Annotated in this window: 22 protein-coding genes; 17 read left to right on the top strand and 5 right to left on the bottom strand. The window is 69.7% G+C overall.

Annotated features, from left to right (window positions below):
* Window positions 1–245 precede the first annotated feature (245 nt).
* Both ACFWXQ_RS41380 and ACFWXQ_RS41375 read right to left on the bottom strand, forming a co-directional pair.
* Window positions 246–1,265: a LacI family DNA-binding transcriptional regulator gene (locus ACFWXQ_RS41380; RefSeq protein WP_383956668.1), complete on the bottom strand. Its 1,020-nt coding sequence runs from the start codon at window positions 1,263–1,265 to the stop codon at window positions 246–248.
* Between the two features lie 24 nt (window positions 1,266–1,289).
* Window positions 1,290–2,105 carry a response regulator transcription factor gene (locus tag ACFWXQ_RS41375; RefSeq protein WP_383956665.1) on the bottom strand — a complete coding sequence of 272 codons (816 nt, stop codon included), beginning with the start codon at window positions 2,103–2,105 and terminating at the stop codon, window positions 1,290–1,292.
* A gap of 290 nt (window positions 2,106–2,395) precedes the next feature.
* On the opposite strand from ACFWXQ_RS41375, the gene ACFWXQ_RS41370 reads away from it, so the two are divergent.
* The 8 genes from ACFWXQ_RS41370 to ACFWXQ_RS41335 all read left to right on the top strand — a co-directional run bounded on the left by ACFWXQ_RS41370 (window position 2,396) and on the right by ACFWXQ_RS41335 (window position 8,051).
* On the top strand, window positions 2,396–3,289 hold the full coding sequence (locus ACFWXQ_RS41370) for an alpha/beta hydrolase (RefSeq protein WP_383956662.1): 894 nt from the start codon (window positions 2,396–2,398) through the stop codon (window positions 3,287–3,289).
* A 64-nt stretch (window positions 3,290–3,353) separates the two neighbouring features.
* A complete protein-coding gene (locus ACFWXQ_RS41365) occupies window positions 3,354–3,608 on the top strand; it encodes a MoaD/ThiS family protein (protein ID WP_383956659.1) in 255 nt (84 codons plus the stop codon).
* 7 nt (window positions 3,609–3,615) lie between these two features.
* Window positions 3,616–4,857, top strand: a complete 1,242-nt coding sequence (locus tag ACFWXQ_RS41360; RefSeq protein WP_383956656.1) for a hypothetical protein — start codon at window positions 3,616–3,618, stop codon at window positions 4,855–4,857.
* Window positions 4,858–5,214: 357 nt separating this feature from the next.
* Window positions 5,215–5,982 (top strand): DUF2993 domain-containing protein, encoded by a 768-nt coding sequence (locus tag ACFWXQ_RS41355; protein WP_383949000.1) that lies wholly within the window; start codon window positions 5,215–5,217, stop codon window positions 5,980–5,982.
* A 251-nt stretch (window positions 5,983–6,233) separates the two neighbouring features.
* Window positions 6,234–6,314, top strand: coding sequence for a putative leader peptide (locus ACFWXQ_RS41350; protein ID WP_350310325.1), 81 nt, complete (start codon window positions 6,234–6,236; stop codon window positions 6,312–6,314).
* A 157-nt stretch (window positions 6,315–6,471) separates the two neighbouring features.
* Window positions 6,472–7,311 (top strand): sulfurtransferase, encoded by an 840-nt coding sequence (locus tag ACFWXQ_RS41345; RefSeq protein WP_383948997.1) that lies wholly within the window; start codon window positions 6,472–6,474, stop codon window positions 7,309–7,311.
* A 44-nt stretch (window positions 7,312–7,355) separates the two neighbouring features.
* Entirely contained in the window at window positions 7,356–7,643 is a 288-nt protein-coding gene (locus tag ACFWXQ_RS41340; protein ID WP_055617549.1) for a DUF1416 domain-containing protein, read from the top strand.
* 147 nt (window positions 7,644–7,790) lie between these two features.
* Window positions 7,791–8,051, top strand: a complete 261-nt coding sequence (locus ACFWXQ_RS41335) for a DUF3099 domain-containing protein (RefSeq protein WP_383948993.1) — start codon at window positions 7,791–7,793, stop codon at window positions 8,049–8,051.
* A gap of 44 nt (window positions 8,052–8,095) precedes the next feature.
* Here ACFWXQ_RS41335 and ACFWXQ_RS41330 read toward each other — a convergent pair whose 3' ends face one another.
* Entirely contained in the window at window positions 8,096–8,458 is a 363-nt protein-coding gene (locus tag ACFWXQ_RS41330) for a DsrE family protein (protein WP_383948990.1), read from the bottom strand.
* Window positions 8,459–8,559: 101 nt separating this feature from the next.
* Between ACFWXQ_RS41330 and ACFWXQ_RS41325 the strand changes: the two genes are divergently transcribed.
* The 6 genes from ACFWXQ_RS41325 to ACFWXQ_RS41300 all read left to right on the top strand — a co-directional run bounded on the left by ACFWXQ_RS41325 (window position 8,560) and on the right by ACFWXQ_RS41300 (window position 13,461).
* Window positions 8,560–9,369 carry a hypothetical protein gene (locus ACFWXQ_RS41325; protein WP_383948987.1) on the top strand — a complete coding sequence of 270 codons (810 nt, stop codon included), beginning with the start codon at window positions 8,560–8,562 and terminating at the stop codon, window positions 9,367–9,369.
* Entirely contained in the window at window positions 9,366–10,187 is an 822-nt protein-coding gene (locus tag ACFWXQ_RS41320) for a hypothetical protein (protein ID WP_383948984.1), read from the top strand. The genes ACFWXQ_RS41325 and ACFWXQ_RS41320 overlap by 4 nt, the downstream gene beginning before the upstream one ends.
* Window positions 10,184–11,086 carry a hypothetical protein gene (locus ACFWXQ_RS41315; RefSeq protein WP_383948982.1) on the top strand — a complete coding sequence of 301 codons (903 nt, stop codon included), beginning with the start codon at window positions 10,184–10,186 and terminating at the stop codon, window positions 11,084–11,086. The genes ACFWXQ_RS41320 and ACFWXQ_RS41315 overlap by 4 nt, the downstream gene beginning before the upstream one ends.
* A gap of 223 nt (window positions 11,087–11,309) precedes the next feature.
* Window positions 11,310–11,885, top strand: coding sequence for an FABP family protein (locus tag ACFWXQ_RS41310; RefSeq protein ID WP_362082733.1), 576 nt, complete (start codon window positions 11,310–11,312; stop codon window positions 11,883–11,885).
* 27 nt (window positions 11,886–11,912) lie between these two features.
* A complete protein-coding gene (locus ACFWXQ_RS41305; RefSeq protein WP_383948979.1) occupies window positions 11,913–12,380 on the top strand; it encodes a Fur family transcriptional regulator in 468 nt (155 codons plus the stop codon).
* 106 nt (window positions 12,381–12,486) lie between these two features.
* Window positions 12,487–13,461 carry a YgfZ/GcvT domain-containing protein gene (locus ACFWXQ_RS41300; RefSeq protein ID WP_383948976.1) on the top strand — a complete coding sequence of 325 codons (975 nt, stop codon included), beginning with the start codon at window positions 12,487–12,489 and terminating at the stop codon, window positions 13,459–13,461.
* Between the two features lie 6 nt (window positions 13,462–13,467).
* Here the strand turns inward: ACFWXQ_RS41300 and dtd are convergent, their stop codons facing one another.
* Window positions 13,468–13,893, bottom strand: a complete 426-nt coding sequence (gene dtd, locus ACFWXQ_RS41295; protein ID WP_189836750.1) for a D-aminoacyl-tRNA deacylase — start codon at window positions 13,891–13,893, stop codon at window positions 13,468–13,470.
* A 195-nt stretch (window positions 13,894–14,088) separates the two neighbouring features.
* Between dtd and ACFWXQ_RS41290 the strand changes: the two genes are divergently transcribed.
* Together ACFWXQ_RS41290 and ACFWXQ_RS41285 are read left to right on the top strand one after the other, a co-directional pair.
* Complete coding sequence (locus tag ACFWXQ_RS41290) at window positions 14,089–14,811, top strand: hypothetical protein (protein ID WP_383948974.1); 723 nt, start codon at window positions 14,089–14,091, stop codon at window positions 14,809–14,811.
* Window positions 14,812–15,281: 470 nt separating this feature from the next.
* Window positions 15,282–16,538, top strand: a complete 1,257-nt coding sequence (locus tag ACFWXQ_RS41285; RefSeq protein WP_383948971.1) for a GNAT family N-acetyltransferase — start codon at window positions 15,282–15,284, stop codon at window positions 16,536–16,538.
* A 222-nt stretch (window positions 16,539–16,760) separates the two neighbouring features.
* Here ACFWXQ_RS41285 and ACFWXQ_RS41280 read toward each other — a convergent pair whose 3' ends face one another.
* Entirely contained in the window at window positions 16,761–16,946 is a 186-nt protein-coding gene (locus ACFWXQ_RS41280; protein WP_189836753.1) for a hypothetical protein, read from the bottom strand.
* A 204-nt stretch (window positions 16,947–17,150) separates the two neighbouring features.
* Between ACFWXQ_RS41280 and ACFWXQ_RS41275 the strand changes: the two genes are divergently transcribed.
* On the top strand, window positions 17,151–18,059 hold the full coding sequence (locus tag ACFWXQ_RS41275; protein ID WP_189836754.1) for a winged helix-turn-helix domain-containing protein: 909 nt from the start codon (window positions 17,151–17,153) through the stop codon (window positions 18,057–18,059).
* The last annotated feature ends 6 nt before the right edge of the window (window positions 18,060–18,065 follow it).

Raw genomic sequence — 18,065 nt, 5'->3', positions numbered from 1 at the left:
CACCACTCCGTGGTGTAGGTCTAACAACTCTTAAACCCGGTTTTATAAACACCCCACTCAAACCCCCCCCCCCCCCCGCGGGGGGGGGGGCCCGACTTCTGTTCAGGGGCGCGGGGAACGGCGCAATCTTTTGGCTTTCAGGCGCGCGGGCAACCGCCGCTTCCAGGGGCGCGGGGAACGGCGCAGTCTTTAGGGGCGCGGGGAACTGCGCGACCAGCCACGACGCACCCGCACCCGCCAACGAACTAGCAGCCGCAGGACCGCCGCACAACCAACTGAGACGGAAACAACTTCAACCGCTCCCGCCGAGCACCAGCAACCCGCAACCCGTCATCGAGAACGAGATCAACAGCCGCCCGAGCCATCGCAGACCGATCGCTCGCGATCGTGGTAAGCGGCGGATCAGTCAACGCCGCTTCCTTGATGTCGTCGAACCCGGCAACAGCCAACTCCCCCGGCACGTCTATCCGAAGCTCACGCGCGGCCCGCAACAGCCCGACCGCCTGGTCGTCCGTGGAACAGAAGATCGCCGGCGGCCGATCCGGCCCGGCCAGCAGCTCAAGACCGACCTTGTACGCGTCGTACCGGTTGTAGAGCGCCTCGAAGAGGCGACCCTCCGTCGACCGCCCGGCCTCGTGCATCGCACGCCGCCAGCCCTCCACATGGTCGGAGACGGGGTCACCGACGGTGGGGGTCTCCGCGACACCGCCCAGACAGGCGACGTACTCGTACCCGTGCTCGAGAAGATGACGGGTGGCGAGCTCGGCGCCGCCCACGTCGTCCGTGACGACGGCGACGTCGTCGATGGCCTCGGGCCGCTCGTGCAGCAGCACCACCCGGGCGTCCCACGCCTCGATCTCCGCGGCGGCCAGATCGTTCAGCGCGTGGCTGACGAGGATGAGCCCCGAGACCCGCATCCCGAGAAAGGCCCGCAGATAGTGGACCTCGCGCTCGCCGACATAGTCGGAATTGCCGACGAGCACCATCTTGCCGCGCTCGGACGCGGCCTGTTCGACCGCGTGCGCCATCTCCCCGAAGAAGGGCTGGCGCGCGTCCGGCACGATCAGGCCTATGAGGTCCGTACGCCGCGACGCCATGGCCTGGGCGACCCGGTCGGGCCGGTACCCCAGCTCCTTGATCGCGGCGAGGACACGCTCGCGCGTGGCCGGGGCAACCGGCCGGGGTCCGTTGTTGATGACGTAACTGACGACGGCAGTCGACGTCCCTGCCAGTCGTGCTACGTCATCCCGAGTCACCTTGGCCACGGCGCGGAGTCTACGCGGATGGACCTACCTCTGTGCAGGTCGTACGGGCTCCTGTGCCTCCACCGTGACCTCGGCACTCCCGGTGGCGTCGAGGTGTGCCGACTCGTCCGCATCCTCCGGCCTCGGCTGGGCCGCCTTGGCCTTCGCCTCGTCCGTGGCGCGGTCCGCCTTCTCCGGCGTGACGAAGCGGTAGCCGACGTTGCGGACGGTCCCGATCAGCGACTCGTGCTCGGGCCCGAGCTTCGCCCGCAGCCGTCGTACGTGGACGTCGACGGTCCGCGTGCCACCGAAGTAGTCGTAGCCCCAGACCTCCTGGAGCAGCTGGGCGCGGGTGAAGACGCGGCCGGGGTGCTGCGCCAGGTACTTCAGGAGCTCGAACTCCTTGAAGGTGAGGTCGAGGACCCGGCCCTTGAGCTTGGCGGAGTAGGTCGCCTCGTCGACCGACAGGTCGCCGTTGCGGATCTCCATGGGGGAGTCGTCGTTGACGATCTGCTGGCGGCCCATGGCCAGCCGCAGCCGTGCCTCGACCTCCGCCGGACCCGCGGTGTCGAGCAGGACGTCGTCGATGCCCCAGTCCGCGGTGACGGCCGCGAGACCGCCCTCCGTGACGACGAGGATGAGCGGACAGCCGGGCCCGGTGGACCGCAGCAGCTGGCACAGGCTGCGGACCTGAGGCAGGTCGCGCCGCCCGTCGATGAGGATGACGTCGGCACCAGGGGTGTCGACGAGAGCGGGGCCCTCCGCCGGAGCCACGCGCACGTTGTGCAGCAGCAGGCCGAGGGCGGGAAGCACCTCCGTCGACGGCTGGAGAGCATTGGTAAGGAGCAGCAGAGAACTCATCGCACCCCACCTGCCTGGGTCGTCACACGGTCTTGCACGGTTTGCTTGCCCATAACGTCGGTTCCTCCTCGGTCCCTGCGAGGACGTTTGCGGCACTGCTTCGTACTTCTCGTTCCTACTGCTCGCGGCTCCCGCGCCCCTGGGCGCCGCAATTGCGCTCCGACATCGCACTTCCTGTCGCGATATCTCCCCTGGGAGTCGTATACAGCGTTCGTATACAACGCTCCAGAAAGCGCAAAAGGACCCGGGGGCTTCGCTGCCCGAGTCCTCTGCCCAGCAGAATAGCCCACATGAACCTAGGTCCGGCAGGTCATGTGACGCGATCTTTGATTCGTCCACGCCTTGAGACAACCCTGCGGCCACCTCTGCGGAGATTTCTGCACACGGTCGACGGGGTCACCATCGATGCCGCGTACGACCCCGGAAGGGGTACGTCCGACACCGCTGACGACGTTCCCGGCGACGTCCCCGGTGACCTCGCCATCGTCGTCGCGCACGGCTTCACGGGCGACCTGGAGCGGCTGCACGTACGGCGGGCGGCCACCGCCTTCACGCAGTACGGGGCGGTCGTCACGTTCTCCTTCCGGGGCCACGGCGCCTCCGGCGGGCGTTCGACGGTCGGCGACCGCGAGGTGCTCGATCTGGCGGCGGCGGTGGAGTGGGCACGAGAACTCGGTCACACCCGGGTGGCCACGGTCGGCTTCTCGATGGGCGGTTCGGTCGTCCTGCGGCACGCGGCGATCAATTCGGCCGGTGGTGAGGAGCACGAGGGGCGCACGGGAGCGCATACGGACGCGGTTGTTTCGGTCAGCGCACCCGCTCGCTGGTACTACCGGGGCACGGCCCCTATGCGCCGCCTGCACTGGCTGGTAACCCGCCCGATGGGCCGTGCCGTCGGACGCTACGGCCTGCGCACCCGTATCCACCACCGCGAGTGGGACCCCGTCCCCTCCTCCCCGGTGGAGTCGGTCCCGCTGATCACGCCCACGCCGTTGCTGATCGTCCACGGCGAGCTGGACGGCTACTTCCCGGTGGACCACCCCCGGATGCTGGCCGACGCCTCCGACGGCCACGCCGAACTGTGGCTGGAGCCGGGAATGGGCCACGCGGAGAACGCGGCGGACGACAAGCTGCTGGCCCGCATCGGGCAGTGGGCGGCCGGGTCGGCGGCGCCCGCGGGCTAGCCTGGGCGGTGCTTGTCAGCTTGTCACCCACTCACCGACCGAGGAATCAGGAATCAGGATTCAGATGGCAAAGGGCACGGTGCGTTACTGGGCCGCCGCCAAGGCCGCAGCGGGCGTCGCGGAGGAGCCGTACGAGGCGGAGACCCTCGCGGACGCGCTCGACACGGCACGCGAGCGACACCCCGGCGAACTCGTCCGCGTCCTGCGGCGATGCTCGTTCCTCATCGACGGTGACCCCGTGGGCACCCGCGGACATGAGACGGTACGGCTGGCCGAGGGCGGCACGGTCGAAGTGCTCCCGCCGTTCGCAGGAGGGTGACGGGACCATGAGCAACCAGCCGTACGAGGGCTACGACCCCTACCAGCAGCAACCGCAGCAGCCGCAGCAGCCGCCGCCGTCCGGGTGGCCGGGCCAACAGCAGCAGTACGAGGCCGACGCCGAGCCCGACCAGCAGCAGTACACCCAGCACTGGGAGGGCCAGACCTGGGAGACCCAGGTCCAGCCACCGCTCACACCGACCGCACCCGCGCCGGCCCCTGCCCCGTCCGCGGACACGGCGTACTTCCCGCAGCAGGCTCCGCACGGGCCGGGGGAGCAGCAGTACGCGGCCCAGTACGGCGCTCAGGGCGGTCAGGGCGGGCAGTACGGGGTGGTGGGGCAGCCGATGCCGGCGGAGACGGGTTGGAACCAGCCGGGCCAGCCGCAGGGCTACGGAAGCCAGGCGCAGGCGCCCGTGCCCGGCGCACAGGCTCCCTCTCCTGCCTCCGCGCCGGAGTACGGGCCGGCCACCGTCACCGGAAACACCCGTCTCACCGCCGCCCAGCGGGCCCGGGCGGAGGGCCGTTCGCCGATCATCGAGCCCGGCCTGCAGCCGGCCGCACTCACGGCGGTCCTCGGGCTGCTGATGGCAGGCGCGGCGGCCGTCGGGGAGTACGCACTGGTCGTACCGCTGGTGATCCTCCAGGCGGTGACCGCGGCGGGCTGGTTCCGGCTGAACGGGATGTGGCCCGCCAGGCAGGGCATCGCGCTCGCCTTCGCGGGGGCGCTCACCTCGGACGTCGCGCTGCTCGCGGCCGGGCGGGAGAACGCTCCCGCGGCGATCCTCGGCACGCTCGGTGTCTGGGTCCTGCTGACCCTGGTCCTGCAGCTGCGCAGCCATGCGCCGGCGGACGAGCGGATGTCCGGGCTGATGGCCACGGTCGTCTCGGCGGCGCTGGCGATCGTGGCGACGGGGCATCTGGCGGCGGAGCCGGACGCGGTGACGGTGGGTGCGGTGGCGGTCGGGGTGGCGGTTCTGGCCCGTGCGCTGCCGCTGCCGACGGTGGTCTCGGTGGTTGTGGCGTTGGTGGCGGGGGCGGCGGCGGGCGCTGTGGCGGGCGGGCCGACCGACCTCGGCGTGCCGTCCGGTGCGCTCCTCGGCGCGGGCGCCGCCGCCTGCGCCCTGATCGGCCACCGCGTCGCCAGCTACGACTACCCGTCCCGCTTCGTCCACTTCACCGCGGGCGTGGCCCTCCCCCTGGCGGCAGCGGCCCCGGCGATCTACGTACTGGGCCGCGCACTGTCCTGACGAAACCAACCTTCTTCGCCCCCGCCGCCCCTACCCATTCCCGTCCCTTTCGGGGGCCAGCCCCCGAACCCCCGCTCCTCAAACGCCGGAGGGGCTGGATTTTCGCGGCGGGGCCGGCACCAACCAGCCCGTCCGGCGTTTGAGGACGAGCGCGTTCAGGGCGATACGGGGGTTCGGGGGCGGAGCCCCTGAGTAAGTGACGGGAATGGGTAGGGGCGGCGGGGGCGAAGAAAAGGCCTGGTCCCGCGGTCACCCCTGTCACAGCTGATCGACAACTCCCCCCGTCCCCCCGGCCGGAGGCCCCGGCAGGGTTACCCTCGCGCCAGGAGACCGCCAAGGTGGGGGAACACGTAAACCATGCGAGCACTGCGAATACTTCTGATCGTGACCGTCATCCTCGGCGGCCTCTTCATCATCGCCGACCGAGTAGCCGTCGGCTTCGCCGAGGACGAGGCAGCGGACAGACTGAAGACCAACGAGGGCCTGGCCACCACCCCCAGCGTCTCGATCAAGGGCTTCCCCTTCCTCACCCAGGTCGTCGGCGGCGAACTGGACGAGGTGGAGGTCGGCATCAAGAACTACGAGGCCGACACGAGCGGCGCCACCGGCGGCACGGGCGCCTCCAGCGGCAACGCCCCCGACAAGATCCGTATCGACGACCTCACCGCCCAGATGCGAGGCGTCGCGTTCTCCGGCGACTACAGCTCCGCGAAGGCCGCCTCGGCGACCGGCACGGCGACGATCTCGTACGACGAACTCCTCAAGGCGGCGAAGGCCGAACCCGTGGACGTCGCGAGCGGAGTCACCGCCGAGGTCGTCGGCCTCTCCGACGGCGGCAACGGCAAGATCAAGGTCGAGGTGGAGGCCACGGTGCTCAGCACCAAGCTTCCCCGCCCGGTCTCCGTGCTCAGCTCGGTCAGCGTCAAGGGCGACACCGTCCAGGTGCAGGCCGACTCCCTCCCCAACCTGGGCGTCCAGCTCGCCGAGGACAAGGTCCGTCTGATCACCGACTTCCGGCAGCAGATCGACGGCCTGCCCGGCGGCATCAAGCTCGACAAGGTCGAGGCGGCGCCGAACGGTGTCGACATCACGGTGAAGGGTTCGGACGTCAGCCTGGTCGGGTAGGCCGGGTAGGTAGGCCGGGTACGTCGGCTACTGCGTGAGGGCGGCGGCCCGCTCGACTCACCGTCCGTCCGAAAGGCGAGACACCCCCGTCCGCACAGCAGCTGTGCGGGAGATGTGACGACGGCCGAAGCCCCTCCGGGGCCGGGAGAAAACGGGCCGGACACCCTCCTCGTCCCACATCCCGGACGATCGCGTCTCAGAATACGACACACCGGTGACATGCCCGCCTGTCCGTCCCTACGATCGACAGCATGAAGCGACAGGCGGACCTCACGAAGCGGCGGGCAGTAGACCTGTGCCGCGTCGCCGCCATGCTCTGTCGCACTTTCTGAGCGGAAGCGTCGTACTTCCGCGAGCCGGGCCCTTCGACCTCTCTCGTCGGGGCCATCCCTGCGCCGCGTACGCCATCGCAGCCGTGATCGTCGAGCGCGTGTCGCACTCCCTTTCTGACGCAACGCCCCGCCGCAACTGCCCCGGAGGAGAACGAGCATGAGCCGCAGCGACGTCCTGGTAGACGCCGACTGGGTCCAGGACCACCTGGACGACCCCAGCGTGGCCATCGTCGAGGTCGACGAGGACACGTCCGCGTACGAGAAGAACCACATCCGCAACGCGATCCGGATCGACTGGACCAAGGACCTCCAGGACCCGGTCCGCCGTGACTTCGTCGACCAGGCCGGCTTCGAGAAGCTCCTGTCGGAGAAGGGCATCGGCAACGACACCCTGGTCGTCCTCTACGGCGGCAACAACAACTGGTTCGCGTCCTACGCCTACTGGTACTTCAAGCTGTACGGCCACGAGAACGTGAAGCTCCTCGACGGCGGCCGCAAGAAGTGGGAGCTCGACTCCCGCGACCTGGTCGCCGAGGTGCCCGCCCGCGCCACGACCGACTACAAGGCGAAGGCGCAGAACACCGCGATCCGCGCCTTCCGCGACGACGTCGTGGCGGCCATCGGTTCGCAGAACCTGGTCGACGTGCGTTCGCCCGACGAGTTCAGCGGCAAGCTGCTCGCGCCGGCCCACCTGCCGCAGGAGCAGTCGCAGCGTCCGGGCCACGTCCCGTCCGCGCGCAACATCCCGTGGTCGAAGAACGCCAACGACGACGGCACCTTCAAGTCGGACGACGAGCTCAAGGAGCTCTACGCCGAGGAGCAGGTGGACCTCGCCAAGGACACCATCGCGTACTGCCGCATCGGTGAGCGCTCGGCCCTGACCTGGTTCGTGCTGCACGAGCTGCTCGGTGTCGAGAACGTCAAGAACTACGACGGCTCGTGGACCGAGTACGGCTCCCTGGTCGGCGTCCCGATCGAGCTCGGCGCCAACAAGTAACCCAATAACCCAAGGCCTGAAGGACTGAAGGACGGAAACGAAACATGTGTGGAGCGAAGGCCGGCGGCCCGGACGCCTCGACGATCAAGCCCGGTGAGACCACCATCCAGGGTCAGGTGACCAAGGACGGCGAGCCGGTGGTGGGCTATGTCCGCCTCCTGGACTCGACCGGCGAGTTCACCGCCGAGGTCCCGACCTCGGCGACCGGACAGTTCCGCTTCTACGCGGCCGAGGGCACCTGGACCGTCCGCGCCCTCGTTCCCGGCGGCACGGCCGACCGCACGGTGGTCGCCCAGACCGGCGGCCTGGCCGAGGTCGCCATCACCGTCTGAACCCGTCTGAACCACCTGACGGCAGACACCGTATAAACGGCCGAAGGGCCGCACCCCCGGGGGTTGGACGCTTACCGGTAAAGGGGTGCGGCCCTTCGGCTTACCCACAGACCGACCATTCGAGCCGCCCGGATCTACGCTGGACGTATGTACGCGCGAAGGCGTCACGTGTATTTCGCCATGATGGGGACGTGCATCGGGCTGTTCGTGCTGGCCTGGGGGGTCGTGCGGCTCTGGTCGGTGCCCGTGGCCGTCGGGATGTGCGTCGTGGCCATGGTGATTCCTCCGATCGCTGCGATGGCGGCCAACCGCCGAGGCCCCGACGACCGCTGGTGTGACGACCCGTCCGGCGACCCCAAGTCCGACGACTGGTGGGACGAACTGGACGGCAAGAAGCGCCGGCAGTGACCCCTCCCGGTCGGTATTCCGGTCAGTACCGGTCGGTATCGCGGTCAGTAGACGAGTGCCTGGGTCTCGTCCGCCAGGGCCTCCTGGACGAAGACCTGGGCGCCCGCGATCCGTACGCCCTCGATGACGTCCTTCTCCGTGATGTCCCGGCGGGCGGCGCACTGTGTGCAGAGGGTGAGGCGGCCGGCGGCCAGGATCGAGTCGAGGAGGTCGGGGAGCGGGGCCGCGTGCGGCAGGTCGAACTCGGCGGCCCGGCCCGGCAGCGCGAACCACGCGGACTCGCCCGTCAGCCACAGCGACACGTCCACCCCACTGGCCACGGCGACCGCCGCCACCGTGAACGCCTGCGAACAGCGTTCGGGAGCATCGGCCCCCGCCGTCACCTTGATCACGAGCTTCTTCGCCATGGTCGAATCGTAATCAACTCCCTTGCAACCCCACGTATTGGCCATGGGTCTCCTGTGCGCGCGGATACGGAATCCGCGCTTCGCGTTCTGTGGGGGACGTCTTGGAAGTCACGGAAAGACCCGAAGCACCACCTGAGGTCCAGGAGACCTCCGAAGCCCCGGAGGCACCCGAGGTCCCGGAGCAGCAGGCCATGCCGCGTGTGCGTCGGCGTGGGCCTGGGCGTACGACGCTCCTGATCGCCACGGCCGCCGTGCTGGGACTGGTCGCCGGTACCTGTGCCGGATACCTGATCCAGGCCGACCGCGAGCCCACCGAGCTGCCGTCGCTCTCGCAGCCGTCGCTCCCGCAGGCCGGGGGCGAGGGACCCCAGCCCCTCTCGGCCGCGCAGGACCGCAGGGTGAGGACCGACGGTGACCTGCGCAAGCTGCTCATCGAGCGGCCGAGGGGGGCGCGGGACACAACCTCCACCGAAGGCGTCGACGGCTGGGTGGGTCTCGACATGTACGCGGACGGGTACACCAAGCCGACGGCGGCCTACAGCACCCTCATCGACGACGAGTTCCGCCGCGCGGCCGTCACCGCCTGGCAGACGGGCCGCACCTATTCGGTCGTGATCCGGCTCGTGCAGTACCGCCAGGAGGACCGCCTGGCCGCCCGCGAACGGGTGGAGGCCGAGCAGTACGGCGAGGCGGAGTACGACACGGACAGCTGGGCCGTCCCCGGCACCGGCGACGGCATGGCATACGTACGGAAGCAGCCCGAGAACAAGGCCGGATACCTCCCGATGTACGCGGCCGAGGCGCATGCCTGGCGGGGCGACATCGCCATGCAGATCTTCGTGAACGACAGCAGGCCGATCGCCAAGGCGAAGATCATGGACCTGGCCGAGCAGCAGATGGAGCGGCTGTGAGCGACGACCCGAGCAGTGTCCCCACGGGGGAAGCCGGGCCGGCCGAGCCCGAGGCGCCGGACGCGAAGAAGCCCGTACGCCGTGGCCGGATCGCCGCCCTCGTCGGTGCCGGCCTCCTGGCCCCCGCCGTCGTCGCGGGCACCGGCTACACCGTCGTGACCGTGAACGACGCCGACCGGGACGCGGGCGCGCCCGTCTGGGACTTCCCCGGGGAGAAGGCGGACGACAAGCAGCCGGCCGCCGCCACAGGGCTCGCCGGCCTGCTCGTGCCGTACGGGGAGGACGACTGGGGCCGCGGCCCCGACCTCAACGAGTACGGCTACGACGCCCGGCTCAGCGGTGCCGAGGCCACCGCCCTGCGCAAGGAGTCGCTGCGCGGCCTGCCCCGCTCCCAGCGACTGCGGCTGGAGAAGGAGATCGACAAGCAGCGCGTCCAGGGCATGGCGATGCGCAGCTACATCAGTACGGCGGGCAACTCCTACGCCGACTCGAAGACGGCCTTCGCGGTGAGCGTCGTGCTGTCCCGGATGGAGAACAAGGCCGCCGTCCGGGACATCGCGACGTTCCAGAACGAGTTCCTCGACGCCATGGACGTCTTCCGCGCTGGCCCCGGCATCAAGGGCCACAAGAACGCCAAGTGCTTTCTGCAGCCGAGGACCACGGGCGAGGAGATCGAGGCGATGTTCTGCTCCGCGTACGAGGGAGACGTGCTGGTCAGCGCCACCGCGTCCGGGATCAGGCCGCTGAACACCGAGGGAGTCGCGTTGCTGCTGCGCACCCAGCTCGACCGCATCACCGATCCGGGGGAGGCGATATGACCGAGCAGACCGAGCAGACCGAGCAGACCGAGCAGCGCCAGGCGGCCGTGTCTCCCTCGCCCGAGACGCTTCCCGCAGGCCCCGCAGGCCCCGCAGGCCCTGCAGGGACGCCGGTCGCGCCGGCCAAGGCCGGGAAGGACCGCCGGGTTCTGCGTGCCGTGCTGCGGTGGACCGCCGTCGCGGCGGTGTTCGCGACGGTCGGTACGGCCGCGGCGTACGGCATCACGCGGGCGGAGCGCACCGACCTGCCGGGGCTCGCGACCGAGTCCGACGGGCGCTGGGACTACCCGGAGATCGTCAGGCCGCCCCTGCCGTCCGGCAGTCCGGCCCCCTTCGCCGAGGCCAACGGGGCCGCCACCCACCACGCCGACCTGCGCGCGCTCGTACTGCCCGCCCCCGAGGGCGCCAAGGCGGACAAGGCGCTGCGCGGCAAGGGCGGCTGGCTCGCGACGGACGACTTCCTGGCGGAGTTCACGTCGAAGGAGGACCGCAAGGCCGCCGGCCAACTGATGACCGACAACGGGCTGCGCCACATCGCCGCCCGCGGCTGGACCACGCAGGACGGCACGCACACGCGGATCTACCTGCTGCGCTTCGACACCGCGGCCGCCGCGGACGAGCTGTACGCGACCGAGCTGATCCACTACGACAGCCCGACGTACGCCGTGCGCGGTGCCGAGGAGTTCGACCGGGACGAGGACTTCCCGGAGGAGACCGAGTTCGCCCACGTCACCCGCTCGCCGTACGTGGAGACGCAGCCGTACGGTGCCGAGCAGGTCCGGCAGGCCTACCTCTCGGCCGGTGACACCGTCGCCGTGATCGTGCAGTCCCGCAAGGGCACCGCCGCGGCGGTCCCCTTCCGGCAGACCGTGGTCCTGCAGAGCCAGCTCCTGAGCTGACCGGCGGACCTCGGAGAGAGAGCCGCTCCCCACCCCCACTAGAGTGGGGAGCGGCTCTGTACTGCCCACCACCGCGTCACCCCCGAGGAGCACCCCGTGCTTGAGTACTTCTTCGAAGCCCTGCTGGTCCTGGTCTGTGTCGGCGTTCTCGCCTTCACCGGGCTGGCCGTGAAGAAGCTGTACCAGGGCCAGCGCTGACCCCCATCAAGGAACTGCCGACCTCATGATCGAGATCCCGTCCGACCTGCACAAGGACCTCGTCCCCCTTGCCTTCCTGCTCGGCAACTGGACCGGCGCGGGCGTCCACGACTTCCCCGGCGACGAGAAGTGCAACTTCGGCCAGGAAGTCAGCTTCACCCATGACGGGCGGGACTTCCTGGAGTACCACTCGCACACCTGGGTCCTCGACGCCGAGGGCAACAAGGTGCGCGCGCTGGAGTCCGAGTCCGGCTTCTGGCGGATCGACCAGAACCGCAAGGTCGAGGTCGTGATGGTCCGCGACGACGGCGTCGTCGAGATCTGGTACGGCGAGATGGCCGACAAGAAGCCCCAGATCGACCTGGTCACGGACGCGGTCGCCCGTACGGCCGCCTCGGGCCCGTACAGCGGCGGCAAGCGTCTGTACGGCTATGTGAAGAGCGATCTCATGTGGGTCGGCGAGAAGCAGACCCCCGAGGTCGCGCTCCGCCCGTACATGTCGGCCCAGCTCAAGAAGGTCGTCAGCCCGGAGGACGTCGAGCGCTGGGCCAAGGCCCTGCCGGACGACATGCCGGACGACGGGATCGCTTTCTTCAAGTAGTTCTACAAGTAGTTCTAGACTTTCGGTGTGGTGACCACTGGAAGCAGCACCGAAGGCACTGACTGGAAGAGCGATCTGCGGCAGCGCGGCTACCGGCTGACGCCGCAGCGGCAACTTGTGCTCGAAGCCGTGGACACCCTGGAGCACGCGACCCCCGACGACATCCTCATCGAGGTGAGGAAGACGGCGTCGGGGGTCAACATTTCCACGGTGTACCGGACCCTGGAGCTCCTGGAGGAGCTCGGGCTCGTCTCGCACGCGCATCTCGGGCACGGGGCGCCCACGTACCACCTCGCGGACCGGCACCACCATCTCCACCTGGTCTGCCGCGACTGCACGAACGTCATCGAGGCGGACGTCGAGATCGCCGCCGACTTCACCGCCAAGCTCCGCGAGACGTTCGGCTTCTCCACCGACATGAAGCACTTCGCGATCTTCGGCCGCTGCGAGGACTGCACGGCGAGCGCGGCGAAGAAGGCCGCGCAGGCGGAGTAGCCCGCGTTGGCGGAGTAGGCGGCGGGGCGGCCCCCCCACGGCAAGTGGGCAGCGGCACTCCGGCGGAAATAAAAAGCGCGCCCACTCGGTCGTAGGCTGTGTGGATATGAAGAGCCCTCTGCTGTCCCTGCCCGGTGCCGTGCCCGCCGAGGGTGTGGACGAAGGTGTCGCCGCCCACTACGGGGACCTGTTCCGAGAACAGCGTGCCTTCGCCGGCGGCACCGGTTTCGTGGACCTCTCGCACCGCGGCGTGGTCGCCGTCACCGGGGACGACCGGCTCAGCTGGCTGCACCTGCTGCTCACCCAGCACGTCAGCGACCTCCCGGCGGGCCGCGCCACCGAGGCGCTGATCCTCTCCGCGCACGGCCACATCGAACACGCGCTGTACCTCGTCGACGACGGGACGACCACCTGGGCCCACGTGGAGCCCGACAGCCAGGACGCGCTGATCGCGTACCTGGAGTCGATGAAGTTCTTCTACCGCGTCGAAGTCGCCGACCGCACGGCCGAGTTCGCGGTCGTCCACCTGCCCGCCGGCTCCATCGCCGACGTCCCCGAGGGCGTCGTCGTCCGCGAGACTCCGTACGGGCGTGATCTGTTCCTGCCGCGTGCGGACCTGGAGTCGTACGCCGCCGATGTCGACCGGCACGGCCCGGCGGTCGGGCTGCTCGCGTACGAGGCGCTGCGTGTCGAGCACCACCAGCCGCGCATCGGTTTCGAGACCGACCACCGGACCATCCCGCACGAGCTGGGCTGGATCGGCAGCGCGGTGCATCTGCAGAAGGGCTGCTACCGCGGCCAGGAGACCGTCGCCCGGGTCCAGAACCTGGGCAAGCCCCCGCGCCGGCTCGTCTTCCTGCACCTGGACGGCAGCGAGGTCCATCTGCCGCCGCACGGCGCGGAGCTTCGGCTCGCTGACGAGGGGCCCGAGGGGCGCAAGATCGGTTTCGTGACCACGGCCGTACGCCATCACGAGCTCGGGCCGATCGCCCTCGGCCTCGTCAAGCGGAACGTACCGCTGGACGCGCGGCTGGTGGCCGACACGACGGCCGCGGCGCAGGAGGTCGTGGTCGAGCCGTAGGGGGCGTCACATCTCCAGCAGGACCGTGAACGGGCCGTCGTTCGTCAGTGAGACGCGCATCTGCGCGCCGAAGCGGCCCGTCGCCACCGTCGCGCCCAGCGAGCGGAGCTGGGCCACGACCTCGTCGACGAGGGGCTCCGCGACATCGCCGGGGGCGGCCGCGTTCCAGGTGGGGCGGCGGCCCTTGCGGGCGTCTCCGTAGAGCGTGAACTGGCTGATGACGAGCAGCGGGGCGTCGATGTCCGAGCACGACCTCTCGTCGGCCAGCATGCGGATCGACCAGAGTTTGCGGGCCAGTTGGGCCGCCTTCTCCTTGGTGTCCTCATGGGTCACCCCGACCAGGACGCACAGTCCCTCGCCGCTGATCTCCCCGACGGTCTCACCCTCGACGACGACGCTCGCGCCGTCCACTCTCTGCACCACCGCACGCATACGGACCATCATGCCGTGCGTCGGATTGACGTCGGTGCGGGCCTCGGCGTCGGCCTCGGTGCCGACTCCGTACGGGGGCTTTCTTATTGATCCTTAACCCCCCATCTGGGGCCGATCGGGGGCACTCGGTCACATAGCGGCCACTTGGGGTGGCACGATGCTCACACGCGCCGGTCGAGGGGACGGTTGAGGCACATGAGCACACCGAGTACGGGGCAGTCACCCGGGGTCGTATCGCTGATTCGGGGGGAGCCGCCGTCATCGCCTTCGGCATCGGCATCGCCGGAGGCGTCCCTGCCGCAGTCTTCGCCGTCGTCGTCAGCGCGCCCGGTCGCGGCGCGTCCGCCCACCCAGCGTACGGACAGTCCCATGCCCATGCCTGAGTCGGCGCCCGAGCCCGAGCGCGAGCCTGAGCCCGAGCTGGGCGTCCTGCGGCTGCCCGAGCTGCGCACCCTGCGGAGGGACGCGCAGCGGGACGAGGCCGATCTGAGCTATGTGCGGCGGTTGCTGCAGGGGCGGATCGACATCCTGCGGGCCGAGTTGGGTCGGCGGGGGGCCCCGCGGCGGGGGCGCGGGGCGCGGATCGCGGCCGAGGCGTCCGTCGTGGAGCGGCTGTCGGAGATCCTGACGGATGCGCCGGCGCGGCAGCGGTCGTCCGCGCGGCACGTGACTGTGGGTACGCCTCACAGCGAGGAGTTCCGGCGGCTGGCCTCTGACATGCTCGCCGAGGTCGAGCTGTCCGACCTGGAGGCGCGTACGGATGCGGAGCTGAACGCGGCGATGGGGCGGCTCGTGCGGTACGAGCAGCAGGTTTCCCGGCGGCGGCAGGAGTTGCAGCGGACGGCTGACGACTGCAGCGCGGAGATCGCTCGCCGCTATCGCGAGGGCGAGGCGCAGGTGGACGACTTGCTGATGTGACATCGGCGTCGACGTCGGGTTCGTGTTTGTCTGCGGGTGCGTTGTGGCTTGTCGCGCAGTTCCCCGCGCCCCTGGGGTGGGTGGGGGTTTCGGCTCGTCGCCTGCGTGCGGGGCCGCGCCGGGATGTGCGTCCGCAGCGGCCGCCGTGAACCACAGCCGCAGCACGGTGACCGCAAACCCGTGTCCTCGTAAGCTGCGGCCACACATCCCGCCACGACCCCTCCGGCCCGTGCCCCGCTAGGGGCGCGGGGAACTGCGCGAGCAACCCAGGACGGGCGGCACGTGGTGAACCGGCCTCGGCCACGGGTCTTTAGGGGCGCGGGGAACTGCGCGACCAGCCACAGCGCACCCGCACCCGCACACGGTCCCCCCCGGGGCCTGGGGGCGGAGCTCCCAGTTTTGGGAAGGGGTGGGTTGGGGGAGAGGAAAACCCCACGACACCCCCCGCCACGTATGCCTAGCGTGACCGCATGACCCCCCGCCAGGACATCGACATACGCCCCATCCGCGAGGACGAGACCCGAGAGTGGACCCGCGCGCTGCACACGGGATTCCAGCTCCCCCCGACCGTCTCGGACGCAGACGTCAAGGACCGCACCACCTACCTCGTCCCCGAACGAACACTGGGCGCATTCGACGGCACCAGATGCGTAGCCACGTTCCGCTCGTTCGCGCAGGAGATCACAGCCGTGGGCGGCACCCCCGTACAGGCCGACGCGATCTCGAACGTGACGGTCACCGCGACCCACCGCCGCCGGGGCATCCTCACCCGGATGATGGCGAAGGACCTGGCGGCCGCGAAGGAGCGGGGCGACACCGTGGCGACGCTGATCGCCGCGGAGTACCCGATCTACGGCCGGTACGGATTCGGCGTGGCCACGACGACCGCCGAGTGGACGATCGACGTGCCGAGGGCAGGGCTCGACCCGCGCTGGTCGGGCCCGGACGACGGCGGCCGTATCGACCTCGTGGACGGCGACGACGTACGGAAGACGGGCCCGGAACTCCATGAGCGGCTCAGGCGGGTACAGCCGGGCGTGGTCGACCGCGACGAGCGGTGGTGGCAGGTCCGTACGGGCGCGCTGGTGCTCGACCCGGCATCGTGGACCGAGCCCTTCCACGCCGTGTACCGCAACGCGGAGGGAGAGGCCGAGGGGCTGCTCACGTACACCGTGGACGACCACTGGGGGGATGTGAAGCAGCCGCTGGAGACCGCGAAGGTCAAGGACATGATCGCGGTCACGCCGGCGGCGGAGCGCGCCCTGTGGCGGTACGTGTGCTCGGTCGACTGGGTCACGAAGGTCAGGACGGGGTGGCGGGCGCCGGACGACCTGCTGCCGCATCTGCTGCCGGATCCCCGCGCGGCACGCATCCTCACGCAGGCCGACCTGCTGTGGGTGCGGATCCTGGACGTCGTGGCGGCGCTGGAGACGCGTACGTACGGGGTGTCGGGGACGCTCGTCCTGGAGGTCGTCGACCGGGGAGGGCTGTGCGGGGGCCGGTACCGGCTGGATGCCTCGGAGGCGGGCGCGAGTTGTGCGCCGACCACGGAGGACGCCGAACTCACGCTGGATGTGGGTGAGTTGGGGTCGCTCTGGCTCGGGGACGAGTCCGCGGTGCGGCTCGCCGCGCTGGGGCGGGTGCGGGAAGAACGAGCGGGCGCCGCCTCCTTGGCCGACGCCCTGCTGCGCACGTCCAGGCGACCGTGGTGCCCGGACATCTTCTGATTCCCTGTTTCTGGCACTCCGTTCCGTGTCGCCGGTCCGCGTGTGCGGCTTCTCCTCCGTTTGTTCGTGGCTATTCAGTTGTGATCCGTAGCTGTAGCTGTAACTGTTCAGTTGTTGTTCCGCGGGTCCTGGAGCTATCCGCGATGGTGCGGACCGACCGGGCTCCCAGCTCCCCTCCGGAAGGGAGCCCGGTCGGCCGGACTGCCGGACGGTGGCGCCCGATCAGCCGGACTGGGCGAGCAGCATCACGAGGATCACGGCCCCGATGCCGCCGATCATTGAGTTCTTGGCCTTGATTCCGACGGCGAGGGCGACGAAGGCGATGACGCCCATCGCCCCGAACTTCACCTGGATCAACTGCTCGAAACCGATGGCGAGGGCGGCGACGATGATGGCGATGAGCGGCATGCGGTCCCTCCTTCGGGACGGGGAGGCGGACCCCCGCTGGGACCGTCCACCTGGTCGGCAGCTCCGACTCTGGTGGCCAACCCCTGGGAAGCTTGACCATGTTTCTCAAGTTGGTAACCAACTTCACTGAAGTTATCTCCTCTTGGATGCGTCTCATAACCACCTTCTCAATAACTGCCCAAAGATGGCGCGAAGTTGTAGTGTTTGGTTGTGGACCCGGAACACGTCGCCGTCAATGGGCGGAAGAGGTCACAACAGCCACAGCGGTCACACCGCGAGGTGGCCGACGAGTTGCGCACCCGGATCAGGTCCGGTGAGCTGCGGCCTGGGCAGCGCATGCCCACACAGGCCCAGTTGGCCGACGAGTTCGGCGTGGAGCGCGGGGCGGTGCGCCAGGCGCTGCGCATCCTCCAGTCGGAACACCTGCTGTCCAATGTGTCCAAGGGGAGCCCGGCGACCGTCGCGCAGGACGTGGGACCGGCTCTGACCGGGCCCGGAGCCCCGCCGCAGCCCACCATGGTGGCGCTCGCGTCTCGGATCACGGCGGCCTTCTCGGCCCCTCACGTGGAGATCGACGCCCTGTGTCTGACGGCGGTCTCCCTCACTCTCGCGATGGGTGAGCCGTTGCGTCTCATCCACGAGGGCCGAATAAAACCGGCCAGGGTCGACGTCCGGGTGCTCCTGCCGTCCAGTGACATCGACCTCGCGTTCCCGGCGCCGGTGGACGACACGGTCGACGACCGGCTGCAGCGCCGCTGGCTGGCCCACCGCAACGCACAGGGCCAGGTCCTCAAGCACAACCTGCTGGCGCTACGGGCCACGCACGGCATCGACGTACACATCACCTTCCGCGCCCTGCCGTTCACCCCGCCCGTGAAGCTCTACCTGCTCAACGGCGCGGAGGCGCTCTTCGCGTACTACACCCTGACGCGGCGCGGCGAGGAGATCGACCACGAGTACCTGGAGATGTACGACGCGGAGGGGACCCAGTCCATGCTGTTCCCCTTCGAACAGGGCGACGGCCTGCGGGACACGACGTTCGTCGAGCAGTCCCATCTGTGGTTCAACGCACTGTGGGAGACCATCAGCTCGGAGCTGGTGCTCACGGGCTGAGGTCTC

This window comes from Streptomyces sp. NPDC058697 (assembly GCF_042715345.1).
Classification (GTDB): domain Bacteria; phylum Actinomycetota; class Actinomycetes; order Streptomycetales; family Streptomycetaceae; genus Streptomyces; species Streptomyces liliifuscus.
Note: the sequence above shows the minus strand (reverse complement) of the source record. Positions and strands in the feature narration are given on the sequence as shown.